At 63.8% G+C, this 25,699-nt stretch carries 21 protein-coding genes; 12 read left to right on the forward strand and 9 right to left on the reverse strand.

Features of this window, described 5'->3' with window-relative positions; translation table 11 throughout:
• Positions 1-454: 454 nt before the first annotated feature.
• The 3 genes from AT302_RS08135 (at position 455) to AT302_RS08145 (ending at position 4,020) form a co-directional block, all read left to right on the forward strand.
• Complete coding sequence (locus AT302_RS08135; RefSeq protein WP_237172167.1) at positions 455-994, forward strand: cysteine dioxygenase family protein; 540 nt, start codon at positions 455-457, stop codon at positions 992-994.
• A gap of 306 nt (positions 995-1,300) precedes the next feature.
• Positions 1,301-2,656 (forward strand): MFS transporter, encoded by a 1,356-nt coding sequence (locus AT302_RS08140; protein WP_058378002.1) that lies wholly within the window; start codon positions 1,301-1,303, stop codon positions 2,654-2,656.
• A 149-nt stretch (positions 2,657-2,805) separates the two neighbouring features.
• Positions 2,806-4,020, forward strand: a complete 1,215-nt coding sequence (locus tag AT302_RS08145; RefSeq protein WP_058378003.1) for a multidrug effflux MFS transporter — start codon at positions 2,806-2,808, stop codon at positions 4,018-4,020.
• A 40-nt stretch (positions 4,021-4,060) separates the two neighbouring features.
• Here the strand turns inward: AT302_RS08145 and AT302_RS08150 are convergent, their stop codons facing one another.
• Positions 4,061-4,492 carry a thiol-disulfide oxidoreductase DCC family protein gene (locus AT302_RS08150; protein WP_058378004.1) on the reverse strand — a complete coding sequence of 144 codons (432 nt, stop codon included), beginning with the start codon at positions 4,490-4,492 and terminating at the stop codon, positions 4,061-4,063.
• A gap of 118 nt (positions 4,493-4,610) precedes the next feature.
• Here AT302_RS08150 and AT302_RS08155 point away from each other — a divergent pair, with 118 nt between their 5' ends.
• Together AT302_RS08155 and AT302_RS08160 are read left to right on the forward strand one after the other, a co-directional pair.
• Positions 4,611-5,141, forward strand: coding sequence for a GbsR/MarR family transcriptional regulator (locus AT302_RS08155; RefSeq protein WP_058378005.1), 531 nt, complete (start codon positions 4,611-4,613; stop codon positions 5,139-5,141).
• Between the two features lie 103 nt (positions 5,142-5,244).
• Entirely contained in the window at positions 5,245-5,697 is a 453-nt protein-coding gene (locus tag AT302_RS08160) for a hypothetical protein (RefSeq protein ID WP_058378006.1), read from the forward strand.
• Between the two features lie 36 nt (positions 5,698-5,733).
• On the opposite strand, the gene AT302_RS08165 is transcribed toward AT302_RS08160, so the two are convergent.
• The gene (locus tag AT302_RS08165) at positions 5,734-8,118 is read right to left on the reverse strand and encodes a cytochrome P450/oxidoreductase (RefSeq protein ID WP_058378007.1); all 2,385 of its coding nucleotides are present in this window, start codon (positions 8,116-8,118) and stop codon (positions 5,734-5,736) included.
• Positions 8,119-8,463: 345 nt separating this feature from the next.
• Between AT302_RS08165 and AT302_RS08170 the strand changes: the two genes are divergently transcribed.
• The 3 genes from AT302_RS08170 (at position 8,464) to AT302_RS08180 (ending at position 12,275) form a co-directional block, all read left to right on the forward strand.
• On the forward strand, positions 8,464-9,357 hold the full coding sequence (locus AT302_RS08170) for an IclR family transcriptional regulator (protein WP_084656551.1): 894 nt from the start codon (positions 8,464-8,466) through the stop codon (positions 9,355-9,357).
• 289 nt (positions 9,358-9,646) lie between these two features.
• On the forward strand, positions 9,647-10,501 hold the full coding sequence (locus tag AT302_RS08175; RefSeq protein ID WP_157125723.1) for a 4'-phosphopantetheinyl transferase family protein: 855 nt from the start codon (positions 9,647-9,649) through the stop codon (positions 10,499-10,501).
• Positions 10,502-10,670: 169 nt separating this feature from the next.
• Entirely contained in the window at positions 10,671-12,275 is a 1,605-nt protein-coding gene (locus AT302_RS08180) for an ABC transporter substrate-binding protein (protein ID WP_058378009.1), read from the forward strand.
• Between the two features lie 138 nt (positions 12,276-12,413).
• On the opposite strand, the gene AT302_RS08185 is transcribed toward AT302_RS08180, so the two are convergent.
• Genes AT302_RS08185 through AT302_RS08200 form a run of 4 tightly spaced genes read right to left on the reverse strand, consistent with a single transcriptional unit; the run spans position 12,414 to position 17,236 of the window.
• Positions 12,414-13,358 (reverse strand): NAD(P)-dependent oxidoreductase, encoded by a 945-nt coding sequence (locus AT302_RS08185; RefSeq protein ID WP_058378010.1) that lies wholly within the window; start codon positions 13,356-13,358, stop codon positions 12,414-12,416.
• Positions 13,359-13,361: 3 nt separating this feature from the next.
• Complete coding sequence (gene ilvD / locus AT302_RS08190; protein ID WP_058378011.1) at positions 13,362-15,101, reverse strand: dihydroxy-acid dehydratase; 1,740 nt, start codon at positions 15,099-15,101, stop codon at positions 13,362-13,364.
• Positions 15,102-15,149: 48 nt separating this feature from the next.
• Entirely contained in the window at positions 15,150-15,929 is a 780-nt protein-coding gene (locus tag AT302_RS08195) for an SDR family NAD(P)-dependent oxidoreductase (RefSeq protein WP_058378012.1), read from the reverse strand.
• Positions 15,926-17,236 carry an MFS transporter gene (locus AT302_RS08200; protein ID WP_058378013.1) on the reverse strand — a complete coding sequence of 437 codons (1,311 nt, stop codon included), beginning with the start codon at positions 17,234-17,236 and terminating at the stop codon, positions 15,926-15,928. The genes AT302_RS08195 and AT302_RS08200 overlap by 4 nt, the downstream gene beginning before the upstream one ends.
• A 313-nt stretch (positions 17,237-17,549) precedes the next feature.
• Here AT302_RS08200 and AT302_RS08205 point away from each other — a divergent pair, with 313 nt between their 5' ends.
• Positions 17,550-18,506, forward strand: a complete 957-nt coding sequence (locus AT302_RS08205) for a LysR family transcriptional regulator (protein WP_157125724.1) — start codon at positions 17,550-17,552, stop codon at positions 18,504-18,506.
• Between the two features lie 19 nt (positions 18,507-18,525).
• On the opposite strand, the gene AT302_RS08210 is transcribed toward AT302_RS08205, so the two are convergent.
• Entirely contained in the window at positions 18,526-19,374 is an 849-nt protein-coding gene (locus AT302_RS08210; protein ID WP_058378015.1) for an SDR family NAD(P)-dependent oxidoreductase, read from the reverse strand.
• Positions 19,375-19,620: 246 nt separating this feature from the next.
• Between AT302_RS08210 and AT302_RS08215 the strand changes: the two genes are divergently transcribed.
• Positions 19,621-20,568 (forward strand): GlxA family transcriptional regulator, encoded by a 948-nt coding sequence (locus AT302_RS08215; RefSeq protein ID WP_058378016.1) that lies wholly within the window; start codon positions 19,621-19,623, stop codon positions 20,566-20,568.
• Between the two features lie 481 nt (positions 20,569-21,049).
• Here AT302_RS08215 and AT302_RS27545 read toward each other — a convergent pair whose 3' ends face one another.
• Positions 21,050-21,280 carry a hypothetical protein gene (locus tag AT302_RS27545; protein ID WP_157125725.1) on the reverse strand — a complete coding sequence of 77 codons (231 nt, stop codon included), beginning with the start codon at positions 21,278-21,280 and terminating at the stop codon, positions 21,050-21,052.
• A gap of 1,005 nt (positions 21,281-22,285) precedes the next feature.
• Here AT302_RS27545 and AT302_RS08225 point away from each other — a divergent pair.
• Together AT302_RS08225 and AT302_RS27550 are read left to right on the forward strand one after the other, a co-directional pair.
• Positions 22,286-23,089 (forward strand): MetQ/NlpA family ABC transporter substrate-binding protein, encoded by an 804-nt coding sequence (locus tag AT302_RS08225; protein ID WP_058378018.1) that lies wholly within the window; start codon positions 22,286-22,288, stop codon positions 23,087-23,089.
• Between the two features lie 165 nt (positions 23,090-23,254).
• Positions 23,255-23,419 (forward strand): hypothetical protein, encoded by a 165-nt coding sequence (locus AT302_RS27550; RefSeq protein ID WP_157125726.1) that lies wholly within the window; start codon positions 23,255-23,257, stop codon positions 23,417-23,419.
• On the opposite strand, the gene prpR is transcribed toward AT302_RS27550, so the two are convergent.
• Entirely contained in the window at positions 23,416-25,494 is a 2,079-nt protein-coding gene (prpR, locus tag AT302_RS08230) for a propionate catabolism operon regulatory protein PrpR (protein ID WP_237172096.1), read from the reverse strand. The two genes, AT302_RS27550 and prpR, sit on opposite strands and share 4 nt — an antisense overlap.
• Positions 25,495-25,699 lie beyond the last annotated feature (205 nt).

The raw sequence follows: 25,699 nt of genomic DNA on the forward strand, positions 1-25,699 counted from the left end.
GAAAGCGACAGGCAAAAAAAACGGCCAGCGCGTTGCTGGCCGTGAAATCCACCAGGAGGAGGTGGAGGAGACAGGTGCAACTATATCAGGGAAATCCCTGAACGGGTAAACCTGCGACGAAAAAATATGTAGAAAAACCACAACTGCGACAATTCGTCGCTTTTTGGGACGCTAAACCCGCAATTCCACGCCTGATATACCTCTCAGGTGCGTCACCCGAGCCATTTCCCGTGGCGCGGATGGAGAAAAACCACAAAGTCCGGGCAGCGCGTAGCCACCGCTACCACCGCTATCACCATTACCACCGACCGTCTTCGAGCAGAGGTATCCGATGTCTTCCAACGCCAGAAAGTGGGGCAATCACGCTGCCGATGCGCCCATCTCCCGCGAATCCGCGGCGGTGCCCGGCAAACGCGCCGATGCGCTTGCGCCCTTGCAGACGTTCGTCGCCGCCATGACCGCGTTGGTCGATCGTCAGCCCGATGAGCCCACGATCGTGGCCGAGGGGCGCGCCGCACTGGCGGCACTGGTCGCCGACGATACGTGGCTTCCTGAGGAATTCACGCGGCCCGACCCGGCGCGTTACACGCAATACCGGCTCTACGTCGACCCGCAGGCCCGCTTCAGTGTGGTGAGTTTTGTCTGGGGGCCGGGGCAGTCGACGCCCGTGCACGATCACACGGTGTGGGGACTGATCGGTATGCTGCGCGGCGCCGAAGATTCGCTGCCGTTCATCCATTCCGCGAACGGGCAACTGGTGTCTGCCGGTGACCCCGTCCGGCTGTCGCCCGGCACCGTCGAAGCCGTCTCCCCCTCCCTCGGCGACATTCATCAAGTGCGCAACGCCTTCGATGACTGCGTGTCGATCAGCATCCACGTCTATGGTGCCGACATCGGCCGGGTAGAGCGCGCCGTGTACTTGCCGGACGGTACGCGCCGCAGCTTCATCTCCGGTTACGCCAATCCCGACAGCCCCAATCTCGTCGCGCGCTGAGCGCGTCTTTTTCCTTCCGATTCAGCGTCTTTCACTGCATTCCCGGCGGCTTGCCCGCCGGCGAATCCGTTCGCCATTTCCCTTGAGAATCTAAGTGTTAACACCAGGCATCGAATTACGTTCGGCGATATAAACTTCCGCAAAGCGTAATTTCATGCGTGTGAGGATTTGCCGTGCCCGTCCTTCGACCCGACGCATGAAATGCTTCGCTCGCCTACCGGCGCGGCGAGGTGCCCGGCGCACGGCAGAGACAACACCCGCCGGCGTATCGACCGGGGCGCAGTGACAAGAACGTTTGGAGACAGGATGAAAGCAGCAGAAGTGAATGTCGGCGCGTTGATCGACGAAAGCCGTCTGGGTGGCTATCAGTGGTGGGTGATTGCGTTGTGCGCCATGTGTCTGGTGGTCGATGGTTTCGACGTGCAGGCGATGGGTTACGTAGCCCCGGTGGTGATTCGCGAGTGGGGTATCGCGAAGGAAACGCTTTCGCCGGTGTTTGGCGCGGGGCTGTTCGGCATGCTGGTGGGCTCGCTCACGTTCTCGGCGCTGGCTGACAAGCTGGGCCGCCGTCCGGTGCTGATCGGCGCCACGCTGTTCTTTGCCGTGTGCATGATCGTCACGGGCTTTGCCAATTCGATTACCGAACTGGTCGTCTGGCGTTTTGCGGCGGGCCTGGGTCTGGGCTGCATCATGCCGAATGCGATGGCGCTGGCAGGCGAATACAGCCCGCGCCGCATTCGCGTCTCACTGATGATGATGGTGTCGTGCGGCTTTACGCTCGGTGGCGTGGTCGGCGGCCTGATCACGGCGGCGATCATCCCGAGTCTGGGCTGGCGCGCGGTGTTCTTCATCGGCGGCGCGATTCCGCTGGTGCTGGGCTTCCTGATGTGGGCCTCGCTGCCGGAGTCGATTCAGTTTCTGATGTTCAAGAAGAGCGACGCGGCGCGCATTCGCAAGCAATTGCAGCGCGTGGCACCGTCGGCGAACCTGCCGGCTGATGCCCGCTTTGTGCTCGACGAGCAGAAGGCCAAGGGCGTGCCGTTCATCGAGTTGTTCAAGGATGGCCGCGCGCGCATGACGCTGCTGCTGTGGGTCATCAACTTTGCCAACCTGCTCGACATGTACTTCCTGTCGAACTGGCTGCCGACGGTGATTCGCGACGCCGGTTATTCGACGCAGGTGGCGGTCATGGCGGGCACGGCGTTGTGGACGGGCGGTGTGATCGGCACGTTGCTGCTGGGCCGTGTGATTGATCGCGTGGGCTTCACGAGTGTGCTGGCCGTCACGTTCCTGATCGCGATTGCGGCGACGGCAGCGATCGGCAATCCGGCGGTGATGGTGTCGATGGTGGCGGTGTTCGCGGCGATCTTCTTCGCGGGCTTCTCGATCATCGGCGGTCAGCCGGCGCTCAACGCCTTGGCCGCGACGTACTACCCGACATCGCTGCGCTCGACCGGTATCGGCTGGAGCCTCGGCGTTGGCCGTATCGGCTCGGTGCTGGGCCCGGTGCTCGGCGGCGCGCTGATGCACCTGCAATGGTCGTCGTCGTCGCTGTTCCTGGCGGCAGCCGTGCCGGCCTGCGTCTCGCTCATCGGCGTGCTGGCGATTGCCCGCATGCAACGCGGCGACGGCGGCAAGATGCGCGCTGCGACGGCGAGCTAATGTTGTGATGGTTTTTCTGCCGTGTCCGAGCGCCTGAAATTGAGCGCAAGGTAACGTGGTTCAACGCCCGCCAGCGGTATCATGGCGGGCGTTGTGCTTTTTGCACGGCATCTCGAGCACGCTATCAGCACGTGATAACTAAAACGAAAATGACACAGACGTCCGAACTCTCTCCCGCCTTGCCGACCGAGCGTGTTTTGCTGGGCATTCTTGGCCTGTTCATGATGATTGCCCCGGCGTCGACGGATATGTATCTGCCGGGGCTGGTGACGATGCGCCACGAGCTTGGTGCGAGTGCGGCGGCTGCGCAGCTCACGCTCTCGTATTTCTTTCTGGGGTTTGCGTTCGGACAACTGCTCTGGGGGCCGCTGGCGGATCGCTTCGGGCGGCGCTGGCCGATGGCTGCGGGCATCGCGCTCTATATCTTCGGCAGCGTGGGCTGCGCATTCTCCGACACCATCGATCACATGATGATGTGGCGTTTCGTGCAGGCGCTCGGCGGCTGCGCGATGCCGGTCATTGCGCAAGCGATCGTGCGCGACGTGTACGGCGCGCGAAACAGCGCCCGCGCGTTTTCGATCATGTTGCTGGTGATGAGCGTGGCCCCGATCGTGGCGCCGCTGCTGGGCGGCCAGTTGCTGCGCTTTACGACGTGGCGGGTGATCTTCGGGATTCTTGCGGCGTTTGGCGTGGTGGCCATGCTGGCATTGTGGCGCTTGCCGGAAACCGGCGCGGTGCATGCGCGCACGGTGGGTGGCCCGCGTGCCATCGTCATGTCGTACTGGCATTTGCTGCGCGACAAGCATTTTGTCGGCTACATGGTGGCGGGCGGTGCGGTGTTCGGCGCGTCGTTCACGTACATCACCGGCACGCCGCTGGTGTACATGGAGTACTTCCACGTGTCGCCGCAATTCTTTGGCGTGCTGTTCGGCATCAACATCGTCGGCATGGCCTCGATGACGATGTTCAACTCGCGCCGCGTCGGGCAGATCGGGTCTTATCGTCTGATGCGGGCCGGCATCATCGGCTGCGCGGTGGTGACGTCGGTGCTGTGCGCGACAGCTTGGCTGGGCATCGCGATCCTGCCGTTGATGGTGGCGCTGTTGTTCCTGTTCATGTCGCTGCGCGGCATCATTACCGCGAATTCGGTGGCCGGCGCGATGGCGAATCATCCGACACGCGCGGGCGCGGCGGCGGCGCTGGTCGGCAGTGTGCAATACGGCTTCGGTTTCGCTGCGGGGGCGATGCTCGGCGTGCTCAACGACGGCTCGCCGCGACCGCTTGCGACGGTCATGTGCGGCTTCGCGCTGCTGGCATTGGTGTCGATGTTGCTGATGTTGCCGGGCAAACGCGCGGCGGCGTGACGGCGAGTCATCGTGAAATGAAGCCGCCAACGCTTACGGCTCAGGGTTTGCGGCGCGGGTCGCCGTAGGCCTTGGTAGCGCAGGTGCCGTCCACGCAATCGGGCGCTGCGCGTACCCCGAGCCACTGGGAGACACGAAGGCGGTTGCGCGCAAACAGGCGGTAGAGCACGCGCGCCGCAGACCGCAGCGCAGGTACACGCAACGGTGCCACCAGCCAGCCGCGTCCGGTCAGCGTGTAGGCGGCGAAGATGGCATCGATGCCGATCAGACACTCCCCCTCGGCGTCCCACGCATGCATCTGCGCATTGAGTGCGGACAGACTCACGCCGAGCGGTGCGGGGTCGAATGCCGGCGCGGAAATATCCACGAACGCCAATCTGTCTGCCCGATCTCTGGCGCGCAGTTGTCTGATTTCCCTCACGCAGATCGGACAGTTGCCATCGAAATACACCGTCAGTGCCGTGGTGTCCATCGCAAACACTCCCGTTTCATTTGTTTCTGTCATTAACGAAATTACGTCGCAATGATGGGGGCGTCAAGGTGAAATTTCTGTCTTGACAGAAATTTCCGTAATGTCTAGATTTGAGTCCATGGAACTCACACCGATCACTGAACGATTCATTCTGCACTGGGGCGAGATGGGGTCGCGCTGGGGCGTCAACCGGACGGTGGCGCAGATTCATGCGCTGCTTTATCTGGCCGGGCGGCCTGTCCCTGCGGACGAAATCACCGACACACTTCAGGTGGCGCGCTCCAACGTGAGCACGAGCATCAAGGAGCTTCAGTCGTGGCGGCTCGTACGCACGGTGCACGTGCTGGGCGACCGCCGGGAACACTTCGAGACATCGACCGACATCTGGGAGTTGTTCAAGCTGATCGTGGAAGGGCGGCGTCAGCGCGAGATCGATCCCACGTTGACGATGTTGCGCGACACGCTGATGAGCCCCGAGATGTCGGCAGAAAGCCGCGAAACCGAGCAGCGAATGCGCGATACGCTGGACTTTCTCGAAACACTCACGACGTGGTCGGACGAGATGCTGCGGCTCAAGCCCGAGACATTGATGAAGACGCTGGGCGTGGGCGCAAAGATCAGCCGCACGGTGCGGCGCAAGAAGTCGTAAAGCAGAGAGGCAGGTAGACCGGCGGGCGAAACATCAGAGGGTCGTCCGCATTTTTTTACTTCAATATTTCTGTTTATACAGAAATTACTGTAGGAGGTGTGAAATGCAATCGATGCTTTTCTTCGCCTTATCTCTGGTGATTCCCATGACAAGCGGGTTGCTGGTCACCCGGTACCTGGGTCCAGTGCTTGGCAGGGTGCTCACGGACTTGTGTGGCACCCGTGAGCGCGCCGATTTCTGGGTGCGAATCTGTATGGTGCTGCTGGTGGCGTTGCCGCTCTTTCTGGTGCTGCTGGTCTCGCCGGGCAGGGTCTGCCGACTGGATGCCATGGAATGCGCGGTCAACTTGATACGCGGCGCGAGCTTTTTCACGGTGATCGGCTTGTTGCTGGGCGTCTGGATCATTGCCTCGATGGTGCGCCGATACTTGCCGAAGCCCGGCGCTAAGGCGCACACAGAAAGTCTGGCACCCGCCCCGGCCCCTGCGTTGACCTCGGGCCCGGCCCCGGCCCCCTCCTCAGTTCCAGTGCCGATGTCGCAGCGCGCCCAGCAATAATGCCGCCGGGCGTGCCCGAGACCTGCGTTGTCTCTGTTACAGCGCCAGCACCAGCTTCTTCCCGCAGGCGCGCGAGCAGCACGACATCATCTTCGTGTTCGCATCGCGCTCTGCGCGGGTGAGCACCACGTCGCGGTGATCGACGTCACCGTCAAGCACCTGCACTTCGCACGAGCCGCACAAGCCTTCTTCGCAATCGCTCTGCACATCGATATTCGCGGCGCGCAGTGCAGTCAGCAGCGTCTGGTCGGCCGGCACCATCACCGTAATGCCCGAATCCTTCAGCGTGACTTCGAACGCGTGTTCCTTCTCCGGATCGAGCGTGCCCAGTTGCGACTGGAAGTGCTCGACGCGCAGCGTATCTTCAGGCCAATGCGCGCAGCACTCTGCCAGACCGTCGAGCATGCGCACCGGGCCGCAGGCATAGACCTGCGTGTCGGCGCGCGGTGTCGCGAGCAACTGCCCGTACTCGGCGCGCTGGCCTTCGTCCTTCACCCACAGATGCAGACGTTCACCGTGCTGAGCCTGAAGCTCGTCGATGAGCGCCATGGTGCGGCGGCTGCGGCCGCTGTAGTGAATCTCGTAATCGATGCCCAGTGCCTTCGCACGACGGGCCATCGCGGCGATCGGTGTCACGCCAATGCCGCCGGCAACGAAAATCGCGCGCGGCGTCGTTTCATCCAGACGGAAGTGATTGCGCGGGCCGCGAAGGCGCAGACGGTCGCCGGTTTGCAGCCGGGTGTGCACCCAGTTCGAACCGCCACGGCCTTCCGGCTCGTGCAGTACGGCGATCTCGAACGCACCGGCGTCAGCCGGGTCACCGCACAGCGAGTATTGACGCGACAGGCCCGTATCGCCGCACTCGATATCGATGTGCGACCCCGGTGCCCAGCGTGGCATGGCTCGCCCGTCGGGGGCGACCAGACGGAGCTTCACGATGCCTTCGGCAACGGGCGTTACGGACTCGACCACGACCGGACGCGTCACGCTATGGCCCGACGGCTCGCCAATGCGCACCGGCGAGTGGTTCGTCAGCACGGCCGGGTCGGCGCGCTCCGGGTTCATCGCCGGATTCCATTCGACCCACACGTGCTCCGGGCCACGGAACGACGTGTTCGGCACGTACGAGAACTGCTGTTCAGACAGCTTCATATGCGGCAGACGGCGGGTGAACTCTTCGAGGAAGATCTGCATTTCCATACGCGCAAGGTTCTTGCCCATGCACTGGTGCGAACCGTAGCCGAAGGTGAGCTGATCGCTCGCGTTCTCGCGGCGAATGTCGAACAGGTCGGCGTCGGCAAAGTGGCCTTCGTCGTGATTGGCCGACGACGTGACGATAAGCAGCTTGGAGCCTGCCGCGATCTCGATGCCGCCGATGGTGACGTCCTTGGTGGCCAGACGGCGCCACGCGGCCACGGAGCCGTTGTGGCGCAGACATTCTTCCACCGCATTGGGAATCAGCGACGGGTCTTCGCAGATTTCGCGCCAGACGTCCGGATGCTGCAACAGCAGCTTCATCGCGTTGGCGGTGGCGTTGGCCGTGGTTTCGTGGGCGGCGACGATGCCCGCCATCATCATGGAATGCAGGTACGAGTCGGTGACGACTTCGGGGTAATCCTTCTGCTTGCGAATACCGTATTGCATCCAGCCCGGGCCGTCCGGCTGCTGGCGCATCTTGTCGAGAATCTTGCCCGCGAGTTGCCAGAAGTTACCGACGGCATGCGCGACGGCGACCTGTTCTTCGGGCTTCGGGCGTCCCCACGTGTTGACGGTGTGCGCGATGGAATACTCGCGCAGCTTGTCCATGTCTTCTTCGGGCACGCCGAGAAAGTGCAGGGCGACGGTCAGCGGCACTTCCCACAGCATCTGGTCGACGAGGTCGGCGCGGCCATCGTCGATGAAGCGATCGACGTACTCACGGGCCAGTTGGCGCACGAGCGGTTCGTGATGCTTGAGATGCTCCGGCGTGAACGGCTCCATCAGCACGCGACGGCGCGGCATGTGCGCGGGTTCGTCTTCGTTCACGAGGGTGCGGTTGAGCGCGAAACCGTACGATGCGAGCACGGCGTTCGCTTCGGCGCCAGTCGGCGTGATCTTCTCCAGCGCAATCGACGGGCTGAACGTCAGGTTGTCGCGAAAGATGGCCTTGATATCGTCGTAGCGCGTGACCACCCAGTAGCCGAGTTTGGGGCTGTAAAACACCGGCTCCTGATCGCGCGCCCAGCGCACGTACTCGGGCGGGTCCTGCTGATAGCCGTCTTCGAACGGATCGAACTCGGCGGCGCGGGCACTGATGGGGCAGCCGTTTGGCGCGACAGACGCAGCAGGCGAGGCAGTGGTCGCGGGTGCCTGATGGAACGGGCAGCCAGCGGCGCGCGCGGCTTCGTTAGCTTCGGTATTGGGGGAAGTGCTTTGGCTCATCCGGTCACGCTCTCTGGGTCCGGTGCGGCGTCGCCAACTTACGGCCTGCGACGTCACACGCAATCAAACAAGTGTAGAGGAGCGTCGCCGGTTCGGCCCACATGACACACGGCTTAGCCATCATCGTCATTACGGTACCTACGGCACTCGCGCAAGGCGGGGACGTCTCCTCAGCTCGATGCGATACGTTCTCTTACGTCACCTTTTCGTCAGCAGACGGACGTTCGCATTCTGTAAATCTGTTAAGCGTAAATATAATACGCATTGCGTAAATAAGTAGACTGGGGTTAACCTCTACGTCTCATGACGTCGGACGACGCGGCATTGCGTCATAGAATCTCGCCGATGACAACAAACAAACGACCCACCGCTGGCCGACCGCGTAGCGCGGCCACGCTTTCCGCTGCTTCCGGTGCTGCGGGCGCCGACAGCGACGCTCCGCGCGAGCGCGGCCGGCGCCAACGCGTGCAATCCGCCGAGACCGGTATGGTGGTGCTCAAGGGCCTCGCCAGACTGGGCGGGCGCGCGAGCCTCACGGTGCTGGCGCAGTATGTTCAGCAAAGTCCGGCGAAGGTGCACCGGTATCTGATGAGTCTGGTGGAGGAGGGGCTCGTCGCGCAGGACACGGATTCTCAGCATTACCATCTGGGCCTCGAAGCGATGCTGATCGGTGTGGCCGCCATGCGGCAGGCCGATCCGGTGCGCGCGGCGGAACCGGCATTGGTGCGGCTGCGCGAGTCGTTCGAAGTCACGTGCTTCATCGCGGTGATGGGGAACAAGGGCCCGACGATCGTGCGCTTCGAAGAACCCGGGCTGCCCGTGACCATCAACGTGCGCATCGGCTCGGTGATGTCGGTCCTCTGGTCGGCCGCCGGACGCGTGTTCCTCGGTCTGCTGGACGATCCACAGGTGCTGGCGATGGCCGAGGCCGAACTCGCCAACGCCACGCCGGAACATCGGGCGCAACTCGATCCGGTCGATCCGATCGGCACGCTTCGCCAATCGGTGCGCGCGGCCCAAGGGGCCAGTGTTCGCGATACGAACCTGACCGGCATCAGCGCGCTGGCCGCGCCCGTCTTCAACTACGATGGCCGCCTCGTGGGCGTGATCACGGCACTGGGCGCCACCGGCGGGTTCGACCCGCGCCTCGATAGCCCCATCGGGGAAGCGGTTCGCCGCGAAGCACTCGCCGCCAGTCACGCGCTCGGCTATCGGCCACCGCTGCCAGCGAGCGCCTGATCGTCAGCGCCTAAGCGGCCCGGGGGCACTGTCCCCTGGGCGCTGTAGTCCCAGTTCCCGCCATCCCGCCATCCCAGCACCGCATGCCCCATCGGGGCATGACGTCTATCTAGGGCGTTTCCTATTGTTTTTGAGGGTTTTGTGCCCTGCATCGCGTGCACTCACGTGCTATCATTTGATAATGATTCTCATTACCATTTTTCAGAATCAACCTAATGAATGGCCGACGATGACGTGACGCCTCTCTGACCGTCATCGGAGACCTCGCCCGTGGAGGTCGCAAATGCTCATGTTGAAACGTACTGTCGATCTCACGCCTCGCGTGTTGTCGATTCCTTCTCCTGCGCTGACCTACGTGCCGCTTGGCCAGTTCGGACAAGGTGCGCGCAAGGTGTCCGGCGGTGCCCGCCACCGTGCTCTCGCCAGTAGCGACGCAATCGACGGGGAAGTCGGCCCCGCCAATAGGCAATCGCCGCAATGTGAAAGCGACGAACTCTGGCTCTGGCGTTTTTTGCTCGCCGGCCGTCCATTTGGTGCTACGGGGGCCGCTGTCGGCGGACCGGATGACGGCGCGACGTGGCTGTCGCCCGCCGAACACGCACTGGCCCGCCGCCTGCCGCGTACCCAAATGCGGCATCGCTTCATGTCGGAACGCATCGCGCTGCGCTGGATCTTCGGCCGCTGGTTTCGCTGTGCGCCCGCCGCTGCCCCCGTCCCGGCGGCGACGCCCGGTGTTTCCTCCTTCGAATGCGACAGCCCGCACGGCAAGGTATGGATCGACATGGCGCACGCAGGTCTCTGGCTGTTTGTCGCGCTTGGTCATGGGCCACTCGCTCTCGCCGCGCATGCTCCCGTCGGCGCGGTCGCGGAGATTGCCGACGACAGCGAGGCGCTGGCTGCGCAAGACCCCTTCGCCGTGGCGCGCGACGCCGCTCATCGTCTGTGTCTGGCACGGCTGGCAGGCGAGGGTGAGTCGCTCGCCTCGGGGGCCAACGTGCCGCTGCTCGCGCACCCCTACGTGAGCGTGCCCTATGCGGGGCGCACCCGCTATCTCTACGATATTTCCGTCGGCTCGCGTCTGACGGTGGTGGCCGCACGCGACACGATCGTGCATCGCATGCGTGGCTTTGGTTGGCAGAACTGAGCGATGACCGTCGGCTTCATCCTTTGACGGTGAGCCGGTGGGCCGGTGGGCGTGGTGAAACGCAGTGGCGGTAGCGGAGGCGAGGGCGGCATCGGCAGGCCCGGGGAATTTGCGCTATTCTGCCCCGTTGTTGTGCCATCCCGTCATCGACTTCCTGGAGAAGAAGCTCATGCGCCGTCGCTATCGCCATACTCTCGCTGCTGTCCTAACGGTTCTTTCCCTGCCGCTGATTCCGCTCGCGGCGCACGCCAAAGCCCTCACGGTCTGTACTGAAGCCAGCCCTGAAGGCTTCGACGTGGTGCGATACAACTCGCTCACCACGACCAACGCGTCGGCCGATACGGTGTTCAACCGCCTCGTCGAATTCGACGCCGCACAGGCCAAAGTGGTGCCGAGTCTCGCAACGAAGTGGGAAGTGAGCCCCGATGGTCTGACCTACACGTTCACGCTGCGCCCGAACGTCGCGTTCCATAGCAACGCGGATTTCAAGCCGACGCGTGCGCTCAACGCCGACGACGTGGTGTTCACGTTCGACCGCATGCTCAACCCCGACGCGCCGTGGCACAAGCTCACGCCGTCGGGTTTCCCGCACGCGCAATCGCTGTCGCTGCCCAAGCTCATCAAGTCGGTGCAGAAGGTCGATGCCGACACGGTGCGCTTCACGCTGTCGGAACCCGATGCCACGTTCCTGTCGATGCTGTCGATGGGCTTTGCTTCGATCTATTCGGCCGAATACGCGGACAAACTGGTCGCGACCAACAAGACGGATGATCTGAATGCCCGCCCGATCGGCACGGGGCCGTTCGTTTTCCGTAGCTATCAGAAAGACGCCATCGTGCGTTTCGACGCGAACAAGGCGTACTTCGCGGGCAAGCCGGCCTCGGACCAGTTGATCTACACCATCGTGCCGGACGCCGCCGTGCGTGCGCAGAAGGTGAAGGTCGGCGAATGCCAGATTGCCCTTTCGCCGAAGCCGCTCGATGTGCAAGCGGCCCGCAGCGACAAGGCGCTGAAAGTGGTGGAAACGCCCGCGTTCATGACGGCCTTCGTCGCGATCAACACGCAGCACAAGCCGCTCGACGACAAGCGCGTGCGTCAGGCATTGAACATGGCGTTCGACAAGCCGAGCTATGTGAAACAGGTCTTCGAAGGCACGGCGACACCGGCGGTGAACGTGTATCCGCCGAATACGTGGAGCTATGCGAAGAACGTCGCCGACTATCCGCACAGCATCGAGAAGGCGAAGAAGCTGCTGGCCGATGCGGGGTTCCCGAACGGTTTCGATACGACGATCTGGACGCGTCCGAGCGGCAGTCTGCTCAACCCGAACCCGAAGGTGGGCGCCGAGATGTTGCAGGCCGATCTGGCGAAGATCGGGGTGCGCGCGCAGATTCGTACGGTGGAGTGGGGTGAGTTGATTCGTCGCGGCAAGGCTGGCGAGCACGACCTGCTGTTCATGGGCTGGTCGGGCGACAACGGCGATCCGGACAACTTCCTGACGCCGCAATTTAGCTGCGCCGCAGTGACGTCAGGCACGAACTTCGCACGTTTCTGCGACAGCAATCTGGACAAGCTGATTGCGGACGGCAAGCGCACGCACGATATCGCCGCCCGTACGGTCAAGTATCAGGCCGCACAGAAGGTGATCAAGGACGATGCGCTGTGGATTCCGCTGGCTCATCCGAACGCGGCCGTGATTACGCGCGCGGGTGTGACGGGCTATCAGGTCAGCCCGTTCGGCCGTCAATACTTTGCCAACGTGGAAGCGAAGTAAGCCGGTGATGCCGCAGCATTGAGCCGCATCATTAAGCTCCATCATTAAGCTTCATCACTAAGCAATATCACTGCGCAATAACACCGAACCGCCGCGCTGATTCGACGTCATCCGAATCAGCGCGGCGGTTCTTTTTTATCAATTCCCGCGTTGGCTTTTCACTGGATTCTCTGCTTCACTCTCTGCCTCACTCTCTTCCTCTCCGATTCGAAAAATCTGTGAGAGATCGGCATCGGCCATGCCGCGATCGGCGGCGTCTTGCAGCAGGCGGCGCACTTCGGGAATCACCCGTTGCACGGTCGCACTCGTGTCTGCCAGTTCGGCAATCGCATCGAGGTCTTTGAGTATGACCCGGACCGTGCCGGTCGCGTGATCGGGCGGCGTGACCATGCGCGGCCAGAGCGTTTGCATCAACACCGAGTCGGCCCAGCCGCCAAACAGGGCTGACGGCACTGCGCCCGTATCGATGCCGTTGCGCTTGGCGAGCACGAACGCTTCGGCGAGCCCGGCTAGCGTGGTGGCAACGATGGCCTGATTGGCGAGCTTGGTGGTTTGCCCCGCACCCACGTCGCCCATGCGCGTCACCCGTGCCGAGAACGCCCGCAACGTCGGCATCACGGCGTCCACGGCCTCTGCCGCGCCGCCGGCCATCACCGCCAATGTGCCAGCCTCGGCACCCCCCGTGCCGCCGGAGACCGGGGCGTCGATCCAGACGTGACCCGTTGCTTCTGTCCAGCGCGCCGCCAACGAACGCGTGAGCGCCGGCGACAGCGTGGAGTGATCAACGAGATAGCGCGGGGGCTTGGTTGCGTGCACGAGTCCGTGCTCGCCAAACACCACGTCTTCTACCGCCTTGCCATCGCCCAGACACAGCAGGGCAATGTCGACCTGCCCGCCGAGCGCCTGCGGGGTGTCGCAGGCGCGCGCGCCCGCCGTGGTCAGTGCGGTCAGTTTGGCGGCGGACCGGTTCCAGACGGCGACGTCGTGCCCGGCGGCCAGCAGCCGTTGCACCATCGGCTCGCCCATGCGGCCGATGCCGCAGAACCCGACTCGTAGGGGAGGCTTCGGATGCTTCGATTCCATGCGTTATTCCTTGGCGTTGGTGGGTGTCTCCCCGATCGACGCTTCGTAGGGCCAGTCCACGGCGCCCGAGTGCGTGACCGCACCGAGCTTGGCGGGACGCACCAGCGCCTCGTACTTCTCGAGCACGCCGCCGAGGCGGCCGCGCACGAATGGCTTGGTGCTGGCCGCGCGGGCGGCGAGTTCGTCGTCGGAGAGTTCGACGTCGAGCTTACCCTTGATCGCGTCGATGTGGATGCGGTCGCCATCGCGCAGCAGCCGGATCGGCCCGCCAGCGGCTGCCTCCGGACCGACATAGCCGATGCACATGCCTCGCGTGGCCCCTGAGAACCGGCCATCGGTGAGCAACGCCACCTTTTCACCCATGCCTTGCCCGTAGATGGCCGCCGTCACGCTGAGCATCTCGCGCATGCCGGGGCCGCCCTTCGGCCCCTCGTTGCGAATTACCAGCACGTCGCCTTCGCGATAGGTGCCCGCCGCGACCACCGCCATGCAGTCTTCTTCCGTTTCGAAAACGCGCGCCGTGCCCGAGAACACCAACTGCTTGAGCCCGGCGGTCTTGAGTGCGGCGCCGTCCGGCGCGAGATTGCCGCGCAGCACGACCAGTCCCGCATTGGGTGAGAGCGGTTCCGTATGCGGTTTCACCACGCGCCCATCGGGGCCGGGGAACGCACGCAGTGCGGCTTCGAGCGTTTCGCCGCTTTGCGTGAGCGTGTCGCCGTGAATGTGGCCGCCAGCGAGCAGCGCGTTCAGCACGGCCGGCACGCCGCCCACATGATGCAAATCAACGGCCAGATAGCGCCCGCCCGGCTGCATGTCGCCGATGAGCGGCGTGCGCGCCAGCACTTCGGAGACATCGTCGAGCGTGAACGAAATCCCCGCCTCGTGTGCGATAGCGGGGATATGCAGCATCGCGTTGGTCGAGCCGCCGGTGGCCGCCACGGCGGCACAGGCGTTTTCGAGGCTCTTGCGCGTGACCAGATCACGCGGCATGGGGCCGCCATTGCGCAGCGCGCGCATCACGTTTTCGCCCGCGCGGCGGGCGATGGCGATGCGCTCGCTGTACACGGCTGGCACCATCGCCGAGCCCAGCGGCGCAAGCCCCAGCACTTCCGCAACCATCGCCATGGTGTTCGCCGTGAACTGGCCCGGACACGACCCGGCAGTCGGCGTGCAGCGCTTTTCGATGCCGCGCAGAGTATCGAGCGACATATCGCCACGCTGCGCCGCACCCACCGCTTCGATGGCGGTGAGAATGGTGGCCTGCGTGCCGTCCGGCGCGACGCCCGGCAGCATGGCGCCGCCAAAGAGGAAGACGCCGGGCACGTTCACTCGCACCATGCCCATCAGAATGCCCGGCAGCGTCTTGTCGCAACCGGCCACGCCCACGAGCGCGTCGTAGCAGTGCGCGCGCACGAACAACTCCACGCTGTCGGCAATGGTCTCGCGCGAGACCAGCGAGAAGCGCATGCCGGAATGGTTCATCGAGGTGCCGTCGGAGACTGAGATCGCAGACCCGCGAATCGGTACACCGCCGCCTGCCGCGACGCCAAGCCGCACGTTGTCGGAGATCTGGCCGAGCGACATGGAGCAGGGCGTGTTCTCGCCGAACGTGTCGACAATGGCGACAAACGGCTTGTCGATGGCCTCGTCGTCAAGGCCGGTGGCGCGCAGAAAAGCGCGGTGCGGTGTGCGCGTAATGCCTTCGGTGACCGTGCGCGAACGGTGTTTGTGCAGATCAGTCATGGGGAATCCTGTTGTTCTGTGGGGGCTGGGGCGCCGTCGTGCTCAGGCTCAGGTATTGAGCAGCAGGCCGTTTTCGATCGCGAGCACCTGCCCGGTCATGGCCGGGGCATGGGCGGCGAGGAACCACGCCAACTCGGCGATTTCCGCCGGTTGCGATACGCGCTTGAGCGGCGCGTTCTCGCGCATGCTATCGACCACGCGCCCATACGCCTCGTCGCCCAGCACGCGGCGCAGCAGACCGTCGTCGACCATGCCGGGGGCAATGGCGTTCACGCGGACTTGCGGCGCGAGATTGCGCGCCAGCGACAACGTCAGCGAATTGACCGCACCCTTCGACGCCGCATAGGCAATCGACGACCCCGTGCCATTGAGCGACGCCAGCGACGAGATGTTGATGACAGTGCTCGACCGGCCCGCCGCCGCACTCTCGCGCAGCAACGGCGTCGCGGCGCGTGTCATCTGGAACATGCCGATGAGGTTCACGCGATAAATCCGCTCGAACTCCTCGGCGTCGATCGCTTCGAGATCGCTGTGCGCAATCACGCGCGTGGTGCCTGCGCTGTTGACGAGCGTATCGAGACGCCCCCACTGCTCGGCGACACGCGCCACCATACGGCGGCAGGCGCCGTCGTCGGCCACATCGGCATCGACCACGAGTGCCTGTGCGCCCGCGTCGCGGCATTGTGCGGCCACGGTCTCGGCGGCATCTCGCGTGCTGTCGTCGAAGTTGTTGATGGCCACGGCCCAGCCGTCACGGGCGAAGCGCAGCGCGGTAGCGGCACCGATGCCGGTGGCGGCACCGGTGACGAGACAAACGGGAAAACTCATGCGTGACTCCGTTGCGGCTTGAGCGTCATCACGAGGATGGCACCGGCCACCAACGCGCACGCCAGCACGATCATGCCCGGCAGCAACTGGCCGGTACTGTCTTTGAGAAAACCGATGACATACGGGCTGACGAAGCCCGCGAGATTGCCGGTCGAGTTGATCAGGGCGATGGCGGCAGCAGCGCCTGCGCCCCCCATCATCGCCGTGGGAATGCCCCAGAACACCGGCGCGATGGAGTTGATGCCGATGGCGGCCACGACGAGTGCCGCCATCGACCACCAGAGATGTTGTGCCAGCAGCACCGACGCGAGCATGCCCGCCGCGCCAAGCAGGCAGCAAATGGCGACGTGAAGGCGGCGCTCGTTGCGGCGGTCCGCATGACGTGCGACCAGAATCATCGCGACCGCGCTGATCAGCGAGGGCACCGCCGAGAGCAGCCCGATATTGCCGAGATTGGCGACACCCGCCGCGCGAATCATCGTCGGCAGCCAGAACACCAGCCCGTAGTTGCCCATGGCGATGCAGAAGTACAGCAGGCCGAGCATCCACACTTTGCCGCTGCCGAAGACTTGCCGCACGCTGTGATGCGCGCGCGTGCGGTCATCGGCGGCGAGGTCGGCGGCGAGCAGACGCTTCTCTTCGGCGGAGAGCCACTTCACGGTTTCGATGCGGTCTTGCAGCACGAAGAACGCGGCAATGCCGACCACGAGCGAGGCGAGCCCTTCGATCAGAAACAGCCACTGCCAGCCGGCCAGCGCGTGCACGCCGCCGAAGTGCTGCATGATCCACCCGGACAGCGGGCCGCCAATGGCACCCGACACGGGGATGGCCACCATGAACAGCGCGATGATCTGCGAGCGCTTGCTCGACGGGAACCACTTCGACAGATACAGCACGATGCCGGGGAAGAAGCCGGCTTCGGCCACACCGAGCAGGAAGCGCAGCACGTAGAACGACACCGGCCCCTGCGTGAACATGGTCAGGCACGAGATGATCGACCACGTGACCATGATGCGGGCGATCCACATCCGCGCGCCCACGCGATGCAGGATCAGATTGCTGGGCACTTCAAAAATGAAATACCCGAGGAAAAACACACCGGCGCCCGCGCCATAGACCGTCTCGGACAGCGACAGGTCGGCGAGCATTTCCAGCTTGGCGAAGCTCACGTTCACGCGGTCGATGTAGGCGACGATGAAGGCGAGAAAGAGGAACGGGATGATGTGCCAGGTCAGCTTGCGATACAACGCATCGCGTTGCACCGGGTCGACGGCGAGGCTTGCGCCGCCGCTCAGGGACGTGCTCATGGGTGTTGTCTCCGTGGACGCGTGCCGTAGGGCACGTCGAGTTATCTGGCAGCGTGGCGCTCGCGCATCAGGTTATGCGAGGTGAGGTGGTTTGTTCGACATCGCGGAAGCTCCCGGGAAGCGGGAGATGTCCGCCGAATGCCTTAAAACGCCCTGCACGACAGCGCTGCTCGCTCAAAGGGTAATGTCAGGCACAGGCTCGCCGCAAATCACACTTTCACCCTGTGGCATTACCGTTTGGTTATGATGTCGGCGCCTGAACCATTCTTTGCCGCCAAGAGGCGGCGCTCACCGATCTCGCGAGGCATCCGCTGTGGCAACGACCGATAACACCATCGAACGCTTCTTTCGGAGTGGGCTGAAGCTCGGCCATCTGCGCATTCTGGTGACGTTGGGCGAGTTGCGTCAGGTGACGCGGGTGGCTGCCGCATTCCACGTGACGCAGCCAGCCATCTCCAAGCAGATTGCCGAAGTGGAAGAGGCGCTGGGCGCACCGGTCGTGCAGCGGGTGGGTAATGCGGTTGAGCTCACGGGCATCGGGCGCGTACTGGTAGAGCGGGGCACCGAAATACTGCGGCAGATCGAACTCGCGCGGCGCGATGTGAGCGCGCTGACGGCGGGGACGGCAGGCCACGTGCGCTTCGGTGCTGTGGTGACGATTCCGCAACCGCTTATCGCCCACGCCGTGGAGTTGTTCACGCGGCGTGCGCCGACGGCATCGTTTTCGTTTGTCGAAGCCACGCTCGACCGGCTGCTCAAGATGATGGACGAGGGCAATCTCGACCTCGCGCTGGGGCGCAATCGCGTGACCGGGCATTTGCCGGTCATGCGCCACGAGTCGCTGCATCACGAGCCGTTCGTGTTTGTGGTGGGCGCCCGCCACGCGTTGGGCGGCCCCGATACGGTAGTCAGTTGGGACGACCTGCACGACGTGCGCTGGATCACCCCGATGCGCGGCTCGCCTGCCTTCGCCACGATGGTCGAAATGCTGGCCGAGCACGGCGTGACGCTGCACCATCCGGCCATCGAATCGAGTTCGCTGGCGTTGAATCTGTCGTTGCTGCGCGGCGGCGACTTTGTCTCGATCCTGCCGCTCTCGCTCGCCCGTCGTTATGTGCAGCGGGGCAGCATGCGCGTGTTGCCGCTGCCCCCGCTGGCCCCCTTGGGCGAGGCAATTCTGTACTGGCGCGAAGACACCACCACGCCCGCCGCGCAACTCTTTGCCGCATGCCTGCGCGAGTCGTCGGCCGAGTTGATCGAGGCGGGTTGAGTGGTGCTTATGCCGGGTCTTATGCCGTAGCCAGTGCGGCGCGTTTCACGCCATAGCGTGCACCCGGTGTGCCGTGACCGAGGTGCTGCGAGAGCAAACGGCGCGAGGCTTCGTGGGCGGTCCACTCGGCACCGTCCTGCAACGGGGGAATGGTGACGATTTCCCCCTGATCGAGCCCGGCCAGCGCGGCGTCGACCAAGTCTTGCGACGACATCAGCCATTCCTGCGGCAACTCGCCGTGCGGCTTGCCCGCCACATCCCAGAATTCCGTCACCGTAGCGCCGGGCAGAACTGCCTGCACGCGCACGCCCTTATCCGCCAACTCGTGATGCAGCGATTGCGACAGCGTGAGCACGAAGGCTTTGCTTGCGCCGTAGACGCCATTCAGCAACTCGGGCGCGATGGCAACGATCGACGCAATGTTGATGATCGTGCCGTGCCCGCGCGCGACAAATCCCGGTACGGCGGCATACGTGAGCCGGGTGAGAGCGGTCACGTTGACGTCGATCATCGTGTTCATCTGTTCGACGTCGGCTTGCAGCAGCGGTGCTACGGCACCGAAGCCGGCGTTGTTGACCAGCGTGTCGATGCGGGCGTCTTCGCGCAGACGGGCTTCCACCCGGGCCTGTCCTTCGCGGGTGCCGAGATCTGCGCTGAGGATGTCGACGTGGCGGCCGGTCTCTGCCTGAATGCGTTGCGCGACGTCGCGCAGACGGTTGGTGTTGCGGGCCACGAGAATCAGATCGTGACCGCGACGGGCAAGGCGATCGGCATAGATTGCGCCGATGCCGGAGGACGCGCCGGTCACGAGGGCGGTGCCCGGTGCGCGTGAGGGGGTGGCTGTGGTGTTGACTGTGGCGTGAGACATGATGAATTTCCTAGGTAGATGAGTGGTGAACCAATTGCGTTGGCCGCGTGGGTCGTATTGACTGCCTTGGTGGTGTTGATACGTGACGCTGGCCAATGACTTCAGTGTGGTCTCGATTGCCAATGTCTCAAATGACAGGAAAACCACTTTTCAGGACATTTTTGTCCGGCGCCTGATCGCCACGCCGACTAGAATCGAAAGCATTGCAATCTCTCGCGCCGGTCTGCACCCGGCACGTTGTCAGCCATGGCGCTACGCATCGGGTTGGTGGTGTATCCGGGGTTTCAGATGATTTCGCTCGCGGCGATGTCCGTTTTCGAGATCGCCAATTTCGGGCGGCCGGCGCCGCTCTACGACGTGAGCGTTGTCTCCGTGTCGGGCGGACTGGTGCGCGATTCCACAGGCATATCGGTGGCGACCGAGGCGATTGGCCGGCGGCGCTTTGACACGCTGTTGGTGGCGGGGGCAACGGTCGTGATGCCGACCGAGCCGGCACTGATCGCGGCGTTGCGTCGTGTCTCGCCGCGTATGCGGCGAATGGCGAGCATTTGTTCCGGCGCCTTCGTGCTGGCCGACACGGGCCTGCTCAATGGGCGCCGGGCGACCACGCACTGGGGGCAGGCGCATGCGCTTGCGCAGAACTATCCCGAGGTGATCGTCGAAGAGGATCGCATCTTCATCAATGACGGCCACGTGTGGACGTCGGCCGGGATGACGGCGGGCGTCGATCTGGCGCTCGCACTGGTCGAAGCAGATTTTGGCGGCGAGGTTGCACGGGAGGCGTCGCGCCAACTGGTGGTGCACTACCGGCGCACCGGCGGGCAGTCGCAGTTCTCGACGTTATCCACGTTGGAGCCGAATTCGGATCGGGTGCGTACCGCGCTCGCGTATGCCCGAGAACATTTACGCGAACCGTTGTCGGTGGAACAACTCGCCGCGCAGGTGCATTGGAGCGCGCGCCATTTCAGCCGCGAATTTACGTTGCAGACCGGACTCACACCGGCCAAGGCCATTGAGAAGTTGCGACTCGAAGCCGCGCAGGCGCTGCTTGAAGATGGCGAAGCGTCGATTGCGCGGGTGGCGGACATCACCGGTTTCGGCGACGAAGAGCGCATGCGTCGCGCCTTTGTTCGCACACTGGGCAAGCCACCACAGGCGCTGTTGCGTGAGGCGAGGGAGCGCGTTCGCGCCTGATCCGGTCGCGCCAGCCGGGCGGGGCGCGCACGGGTGTATCGCTCGCCACGACAGTGACCATTTGGCCGTCATGCGGCGCTAATCCAGCATTCATGCGGGCTTCATGCGAAAACGGACAGGCAAAACGGGCCGCTTTCGCCGAGGTGCAGGTTGTAAGCGTTTCATGAACGAAACACTTTCTGCACCTCGACCTTCGATGTCTCGCAAATCTAATTAATAGTTCTTTATAAATCAATGGGTTGAGTGCGCTGGCACGAAATTCGCGTACATGAAGCGTGTATGGCGAAGCGCCAACCCGGATTTCCGCAGGCTGTTGGCAAGGGGTTCCTGTGCATTTGTGCACGGGCCGGCCCAGTATTGCCCGCGTTTTTCGTAGCTGCGCTCACGCCGTAATGCCGGACCTTTTGGCGGGGTCGGGTGTGTTCCGAAGTGAGTCGTGCGCGTGCGCGGGGAGGGGACCATGAACGGGTTCAAGGCGACATTAGTAGGGGCAGCAGCAGCGTTGATGCTCTGCGGAATTGCGATTAATGCTACCTATGCGGCCGGTGGCGGCGGTGGCGGGCGCGGCGGAGGCGGTGGCATCGGCTTCGGCGGCGGCGGCGGTATCGGAAACGGTGGCTTCGGCGGCCTCGGCGGATTTGGTGGCACCGGAACAGGGACGGGCACAGGTCCCGGCGGTGTCGGAATTGGCGGCTGCGGCTGCGGGAGCCACGGTAGCAGCTCCGGCGGCAGCAGCTCTGGCGGTAGCAGTTCAGGTGGTAGCAGCTCCGGCGGCAGTAGCTCTGGCGGTAGCAGCTCAGGTGGTAGCAGCTCCGGCGGCAGTAGCTCAGGTGGCAGTAGCTCGGGTGGAAGCAGCTCTGGCGGCAGTTCCAGTGGCGGCAGCTCCGGCGGTAGCAGCTCAGGCGGCAGCTCAGGCGGGAGTTCAGGCGGCAGCTCAGGCGGGAGTTCAGGCGGCAGCTCAGGCGGGAGTTCAGGCGGCAGCTCCGGCGGCAGTTCCGGCGGCAGCTCGGGCGGGAGCTCAGGCGGCAGTTCGGGCGGCAGCTCAGGTGGCGGCATTGGCTCAGGTAGTAGCGGCGGCGGCGGCGGTGTTGCTGGCCCCGGCGGGCGCGGACTGGGCGGAGCGGCGGGCGGCGGCGGACTTTCCGCGTTCGGTGGTCCGGGCAATGTCGGCGCAGGCGGCGGATGTTCGATGAATGGCCAGGGCGGCGAAGAGCCGTGCCCCTGAGTCAGTGGCGGTGGCGGGCCCGCACGCGTTCGGCACAGCGCGTGCGGGGTCTGTCCAGAGATCAAGTTGGCTAGCGAGTTTCGCAGGTTGTTCGTCGGTTCCTGACGCGACCGGCTGCCGGTGTTACCGTCAGCCGTGCCACCCCCCCGGCCCGTGATCAGGCTGTTCTCCCGGCGAAGCGCCCCTTCGGTTATCCGAAGGGGCGTTTTTTTGTGCGCGCGCGTTGATCCATGTCTCAACCCACTTCCTCGTGATTTGCCTGCGCTATCGATGCCGGTAAGGGATATCGAAATGCCGATAATGTATTTCGCGTTAACCCCTATCTATGGCAGCATCCGGGTCTGGGTTGCTGCCGGCTGGCCTTAGGGGGAACAGGCGCTAACCGCGCGCTGGCACCTGTGACGGCACCTCGCAGCCGTCATACCGCGCAGACGACCCTTGCGACCCAACAGGTTCCAATAAGTCAAACAAGCATCGAAGGAGAAATCGAACATGCTGTCCCGTCAACTGATCAACGCATTCATCGGCGCAACGTTTGCGCTCGCTTCGCTCGGCGCTTCGGCCCAAACGGCTGATAAGCCCCTCAAGGTCGGCACCATGGCCGGCTCGGATGCGCAGATCTTCGAAGTCGTGAAGAAAGTGGCCCATCAACGCGGCCTCGAAATCAAGATCATCGAATTCAGCGACTACGCCCAACCGAACGCCGCGCTCGACGCCGGCGATCTCGACGCGAATGGCTTCCAACACAAGCCATTTCTGGACAGCCAGGTCAAGGACCGTGGCTACAAGCTCGTGACCGCAGGCCTCACGTACGTGTCGCCGCTGGGCTTCTACTCGAAGAAGTACAAGTCGCTGAAGGATCTGCCCAACGGTGCCAAGGTCGGTATCCAGAACGACCCGTCGAACGGCAGCCGCGCACTGCTGCTGCTCCAGAAGGAAGGTCTGATCAAGCTGCGCGCCGGCCTCGAAGGCAAGAACGCCACGCCGCTCGACATCGCCGAAAACCCGAAGAAGCTGAAGATCGTCGAACTGGAAGCCGCCCAACTGCCGCGCGCACTGCCGGATCTGGACGCTGCGTCGATCAACACGAACTTCGCCGCGCAAGCCGGTCTGGTGCCGCAGCGTGACGCCATCGCCATCGAAGACCTGAAGGGCCCGTACGCCAACCTGATCGCCGTGCGTGCGCAAGACCTGAACAAGCCGTGGGTCAAGCAACTGGTCGATGCCTACCACTCGGACGAAGTGAAGGAATTCATCAAGACGCAGTTCAAGGGTGCGCTGATCGCGACCTGGTAAGTCTTGACGGCGCTTCTGGCGCCGATGCAGGCAAGCTGACGAAAAGCGGGCTCAGTCGTGAACTGAGCCCGCTTTTTTCATGCCGTGGCAACGAATAAATGACGTCGCAGGCGGGGCAACCCTTGACTAGAATGGAATCGACATTCCGATCGACAGGAGGTTGCCATGTCCATGATCAATGTCTCGATGATGCTGGTAGCGCTACTGGTGGGGTTCGCGATCGGCATGCTCGTAGATCACTTCTGGGTGACGCACCACGACGAGTCAGGCCCCGAGCACAAACGCCTCGACTGGCACGATATGTGGGAGCGTATCCGCCACCAGCATTAACGCAGCTTTCGCCACAGCGTCGAACGGCTGATGCCGAGCGCTTCGCATGCCGCCATGCGGTCACCACCGCAGGCGGCAAGCGTCGTGTGAATGCGCTCAAGTTCAGCGGCGGCGCGGCGCTCGCGGCCGGTCAGCGGCGCTTCGGCAGGTGTGTTCGCCTGATCTGCGTTCGCACGTATTTCCCGGCCGCCGTTCGTTTTTGAAACATCCTGCAAATCCCGCGAAGTCTCGGACTGCGCTGCGCCGCCCAACTCCGGCGCAATCTCGATCAATCGCGCACGGCTGATTTCGCGCGCATTCACGACGTCGGCACACACCACCGCAATACGCTCCAGCAGATTCTCCAACTCGCGCACATTGCCCGGCCAGCGATACATGGCGAGCAGCGGCAGCAGCGACGCTTGCAGCGCATCGACGCTCATGCGCGCCCCTGCCCGCGCAAGCGCCCGTTCGAGAAACAGTGGTGTGAGGCGCGGCAAATCTTCCATGCGCTCGCGCAACGGCGGCAACACCATGCGCAGAATGTTAAGGCGGTAATACAAGTCCTCGCGAAACACACCGGCCGCCACTTGCTGGCGCAAATCGCGGTGCGTCGCAGCAATGACCCGAACGTCACACGGAATCGGTTCGTTGGCGCCCAAGCGCAGCACTTCCCGCTCCTGCAACACGCGCAACAAACGCGTCTGCAACGGCATCGGCATCTCGCCAATTTCATCGAGAAAGATCGTGCCGTTATGGGCGGTCTCGAACAGCCCCGCCTTGCCGCCGCGCCGCGCGCCGGAGAACGCGCCGTCCTCGTAACCGAACAACTCGCTTTCCAGCAACGTTTCCGGAAATGCCGCGCAGTTGATTGCGACGAACGGGTAGTCACGCCGCCGGCTCGCGTTATGAATGCCTTGCGCCAGCAACTCCTTGCCGGTGCCGCTCTCGCCATGCACCAACACGGTCGAATCGGTTTGCGCGTAGCGGCGTGCGAGGGCACGCACGTGTGTCATCGCCGCCGAGTCGCCGATCAGATCATCGAGCCGGTAGCGTGCCACCAGATGCCGTGGCCGATGCCGCGAGCGCAGCGAACGGTCCACCCGCGCGAACGCCTGTGAATCCTGACAAGTGAGGAGTGCCCCCGTGAGCGTGCCCTGATCGAGCAGGGGAATGCGGTTGACCACCCATGTCTTGCCCGCCATCGTGACGATGGCCTCCAGCTCGGCACTCGCGCTTTCCAGCGTGCGCGAAATGTCGAGCCCAGGCGCAATCGAGTCCAGCGGCCGGCCGACGACGTCGGCGACCGTTACGCCCAGCATGCCCGCCATCGAGGCATTCATCGCTTCGATGCGTCCATTCAGATCGACCGCCGCGACGCCTTCGCGAAGGTGGCGCAGCACGGTGTCGAGCCGCTCGCGGCGCTGCGCTTCGATGCGCCCGAAGCGAGCCACTTCAAGCGCGGTGTCGAAGGCGGCGCGCACGGAGTCCTGCGAATACAGAAACACACCAGTGAGGCCCGCGCGTTCGGCCAGTTCGGTCACGAGGCCGGGGCCGACGATGACTTCCGCGCCCTCATCGCGCAGACGGTGAACAAGGTCATCCGCATCGTGCGCATCGAGATAGGCGTGCTGCGAAATGTCGAGACCGAAGGCATGCTTGAAGCGCTCGAATTCCGGCGCCGGGCGTGCATAGGACACAAGGGCGATGCGTGAGGCGGGCGACGTCGACGGCAGCGCGCGGCGTGCGCGTGCCAGTGCATGCATGACGTCGAAGCCGGTCACTTTGACAAGCACCACAGGCAACGCGACGCGCTCGCGCAGAAATGCGCCGTTCGAGCCTGCTGCGACGATACCGTCGACACTGCCTGCGGGCAGCCGCTCGAGCGCTTCGATGACCGCCTCGTAACCCTTGTCGATGATCTCCACGTCGGCCTGCGCCGCGTAGTCGGGAACGATGTCGCGATACAACTCACCGAGCTTGCTGATGCCGACCGCCCAGATCACCGGCTTGCGCACGGCGGTGGCAGGCAGTGCGATGCCAGAGCGCGACAACGCAAGCGGCAGACGGGACGGGTCGGACGGGGAGGCTGGCATGCGCAGATCCTGAGTGGCTTGGCGACGAGGGAAGGGGGACGCAACATCCCGCTATCGCCGCGAAACGAATCGCGCTATCGTAGCACGGTGTCTCAAATGTTCCATTTTATGTTTCAAAATGAAACCGATTGCGACGTACAAAGCATTCCCAAGAGAGACCGAGCCTCGCGGCACTTGACGTAAACGTCACAAGCGCGCCAAATTT

The sequence above is a fragment of the Pandoraea norimbergensis genome, assembly GCF_001465545.3.
GTDB classification, from domain to species: domain Bacteria; phylum Pseudomonadota; class Gammaproteobacteria; order Burkholderiales; family Burkholderiaceae; genus Pandoraea; species Pandoraea norimbergensis.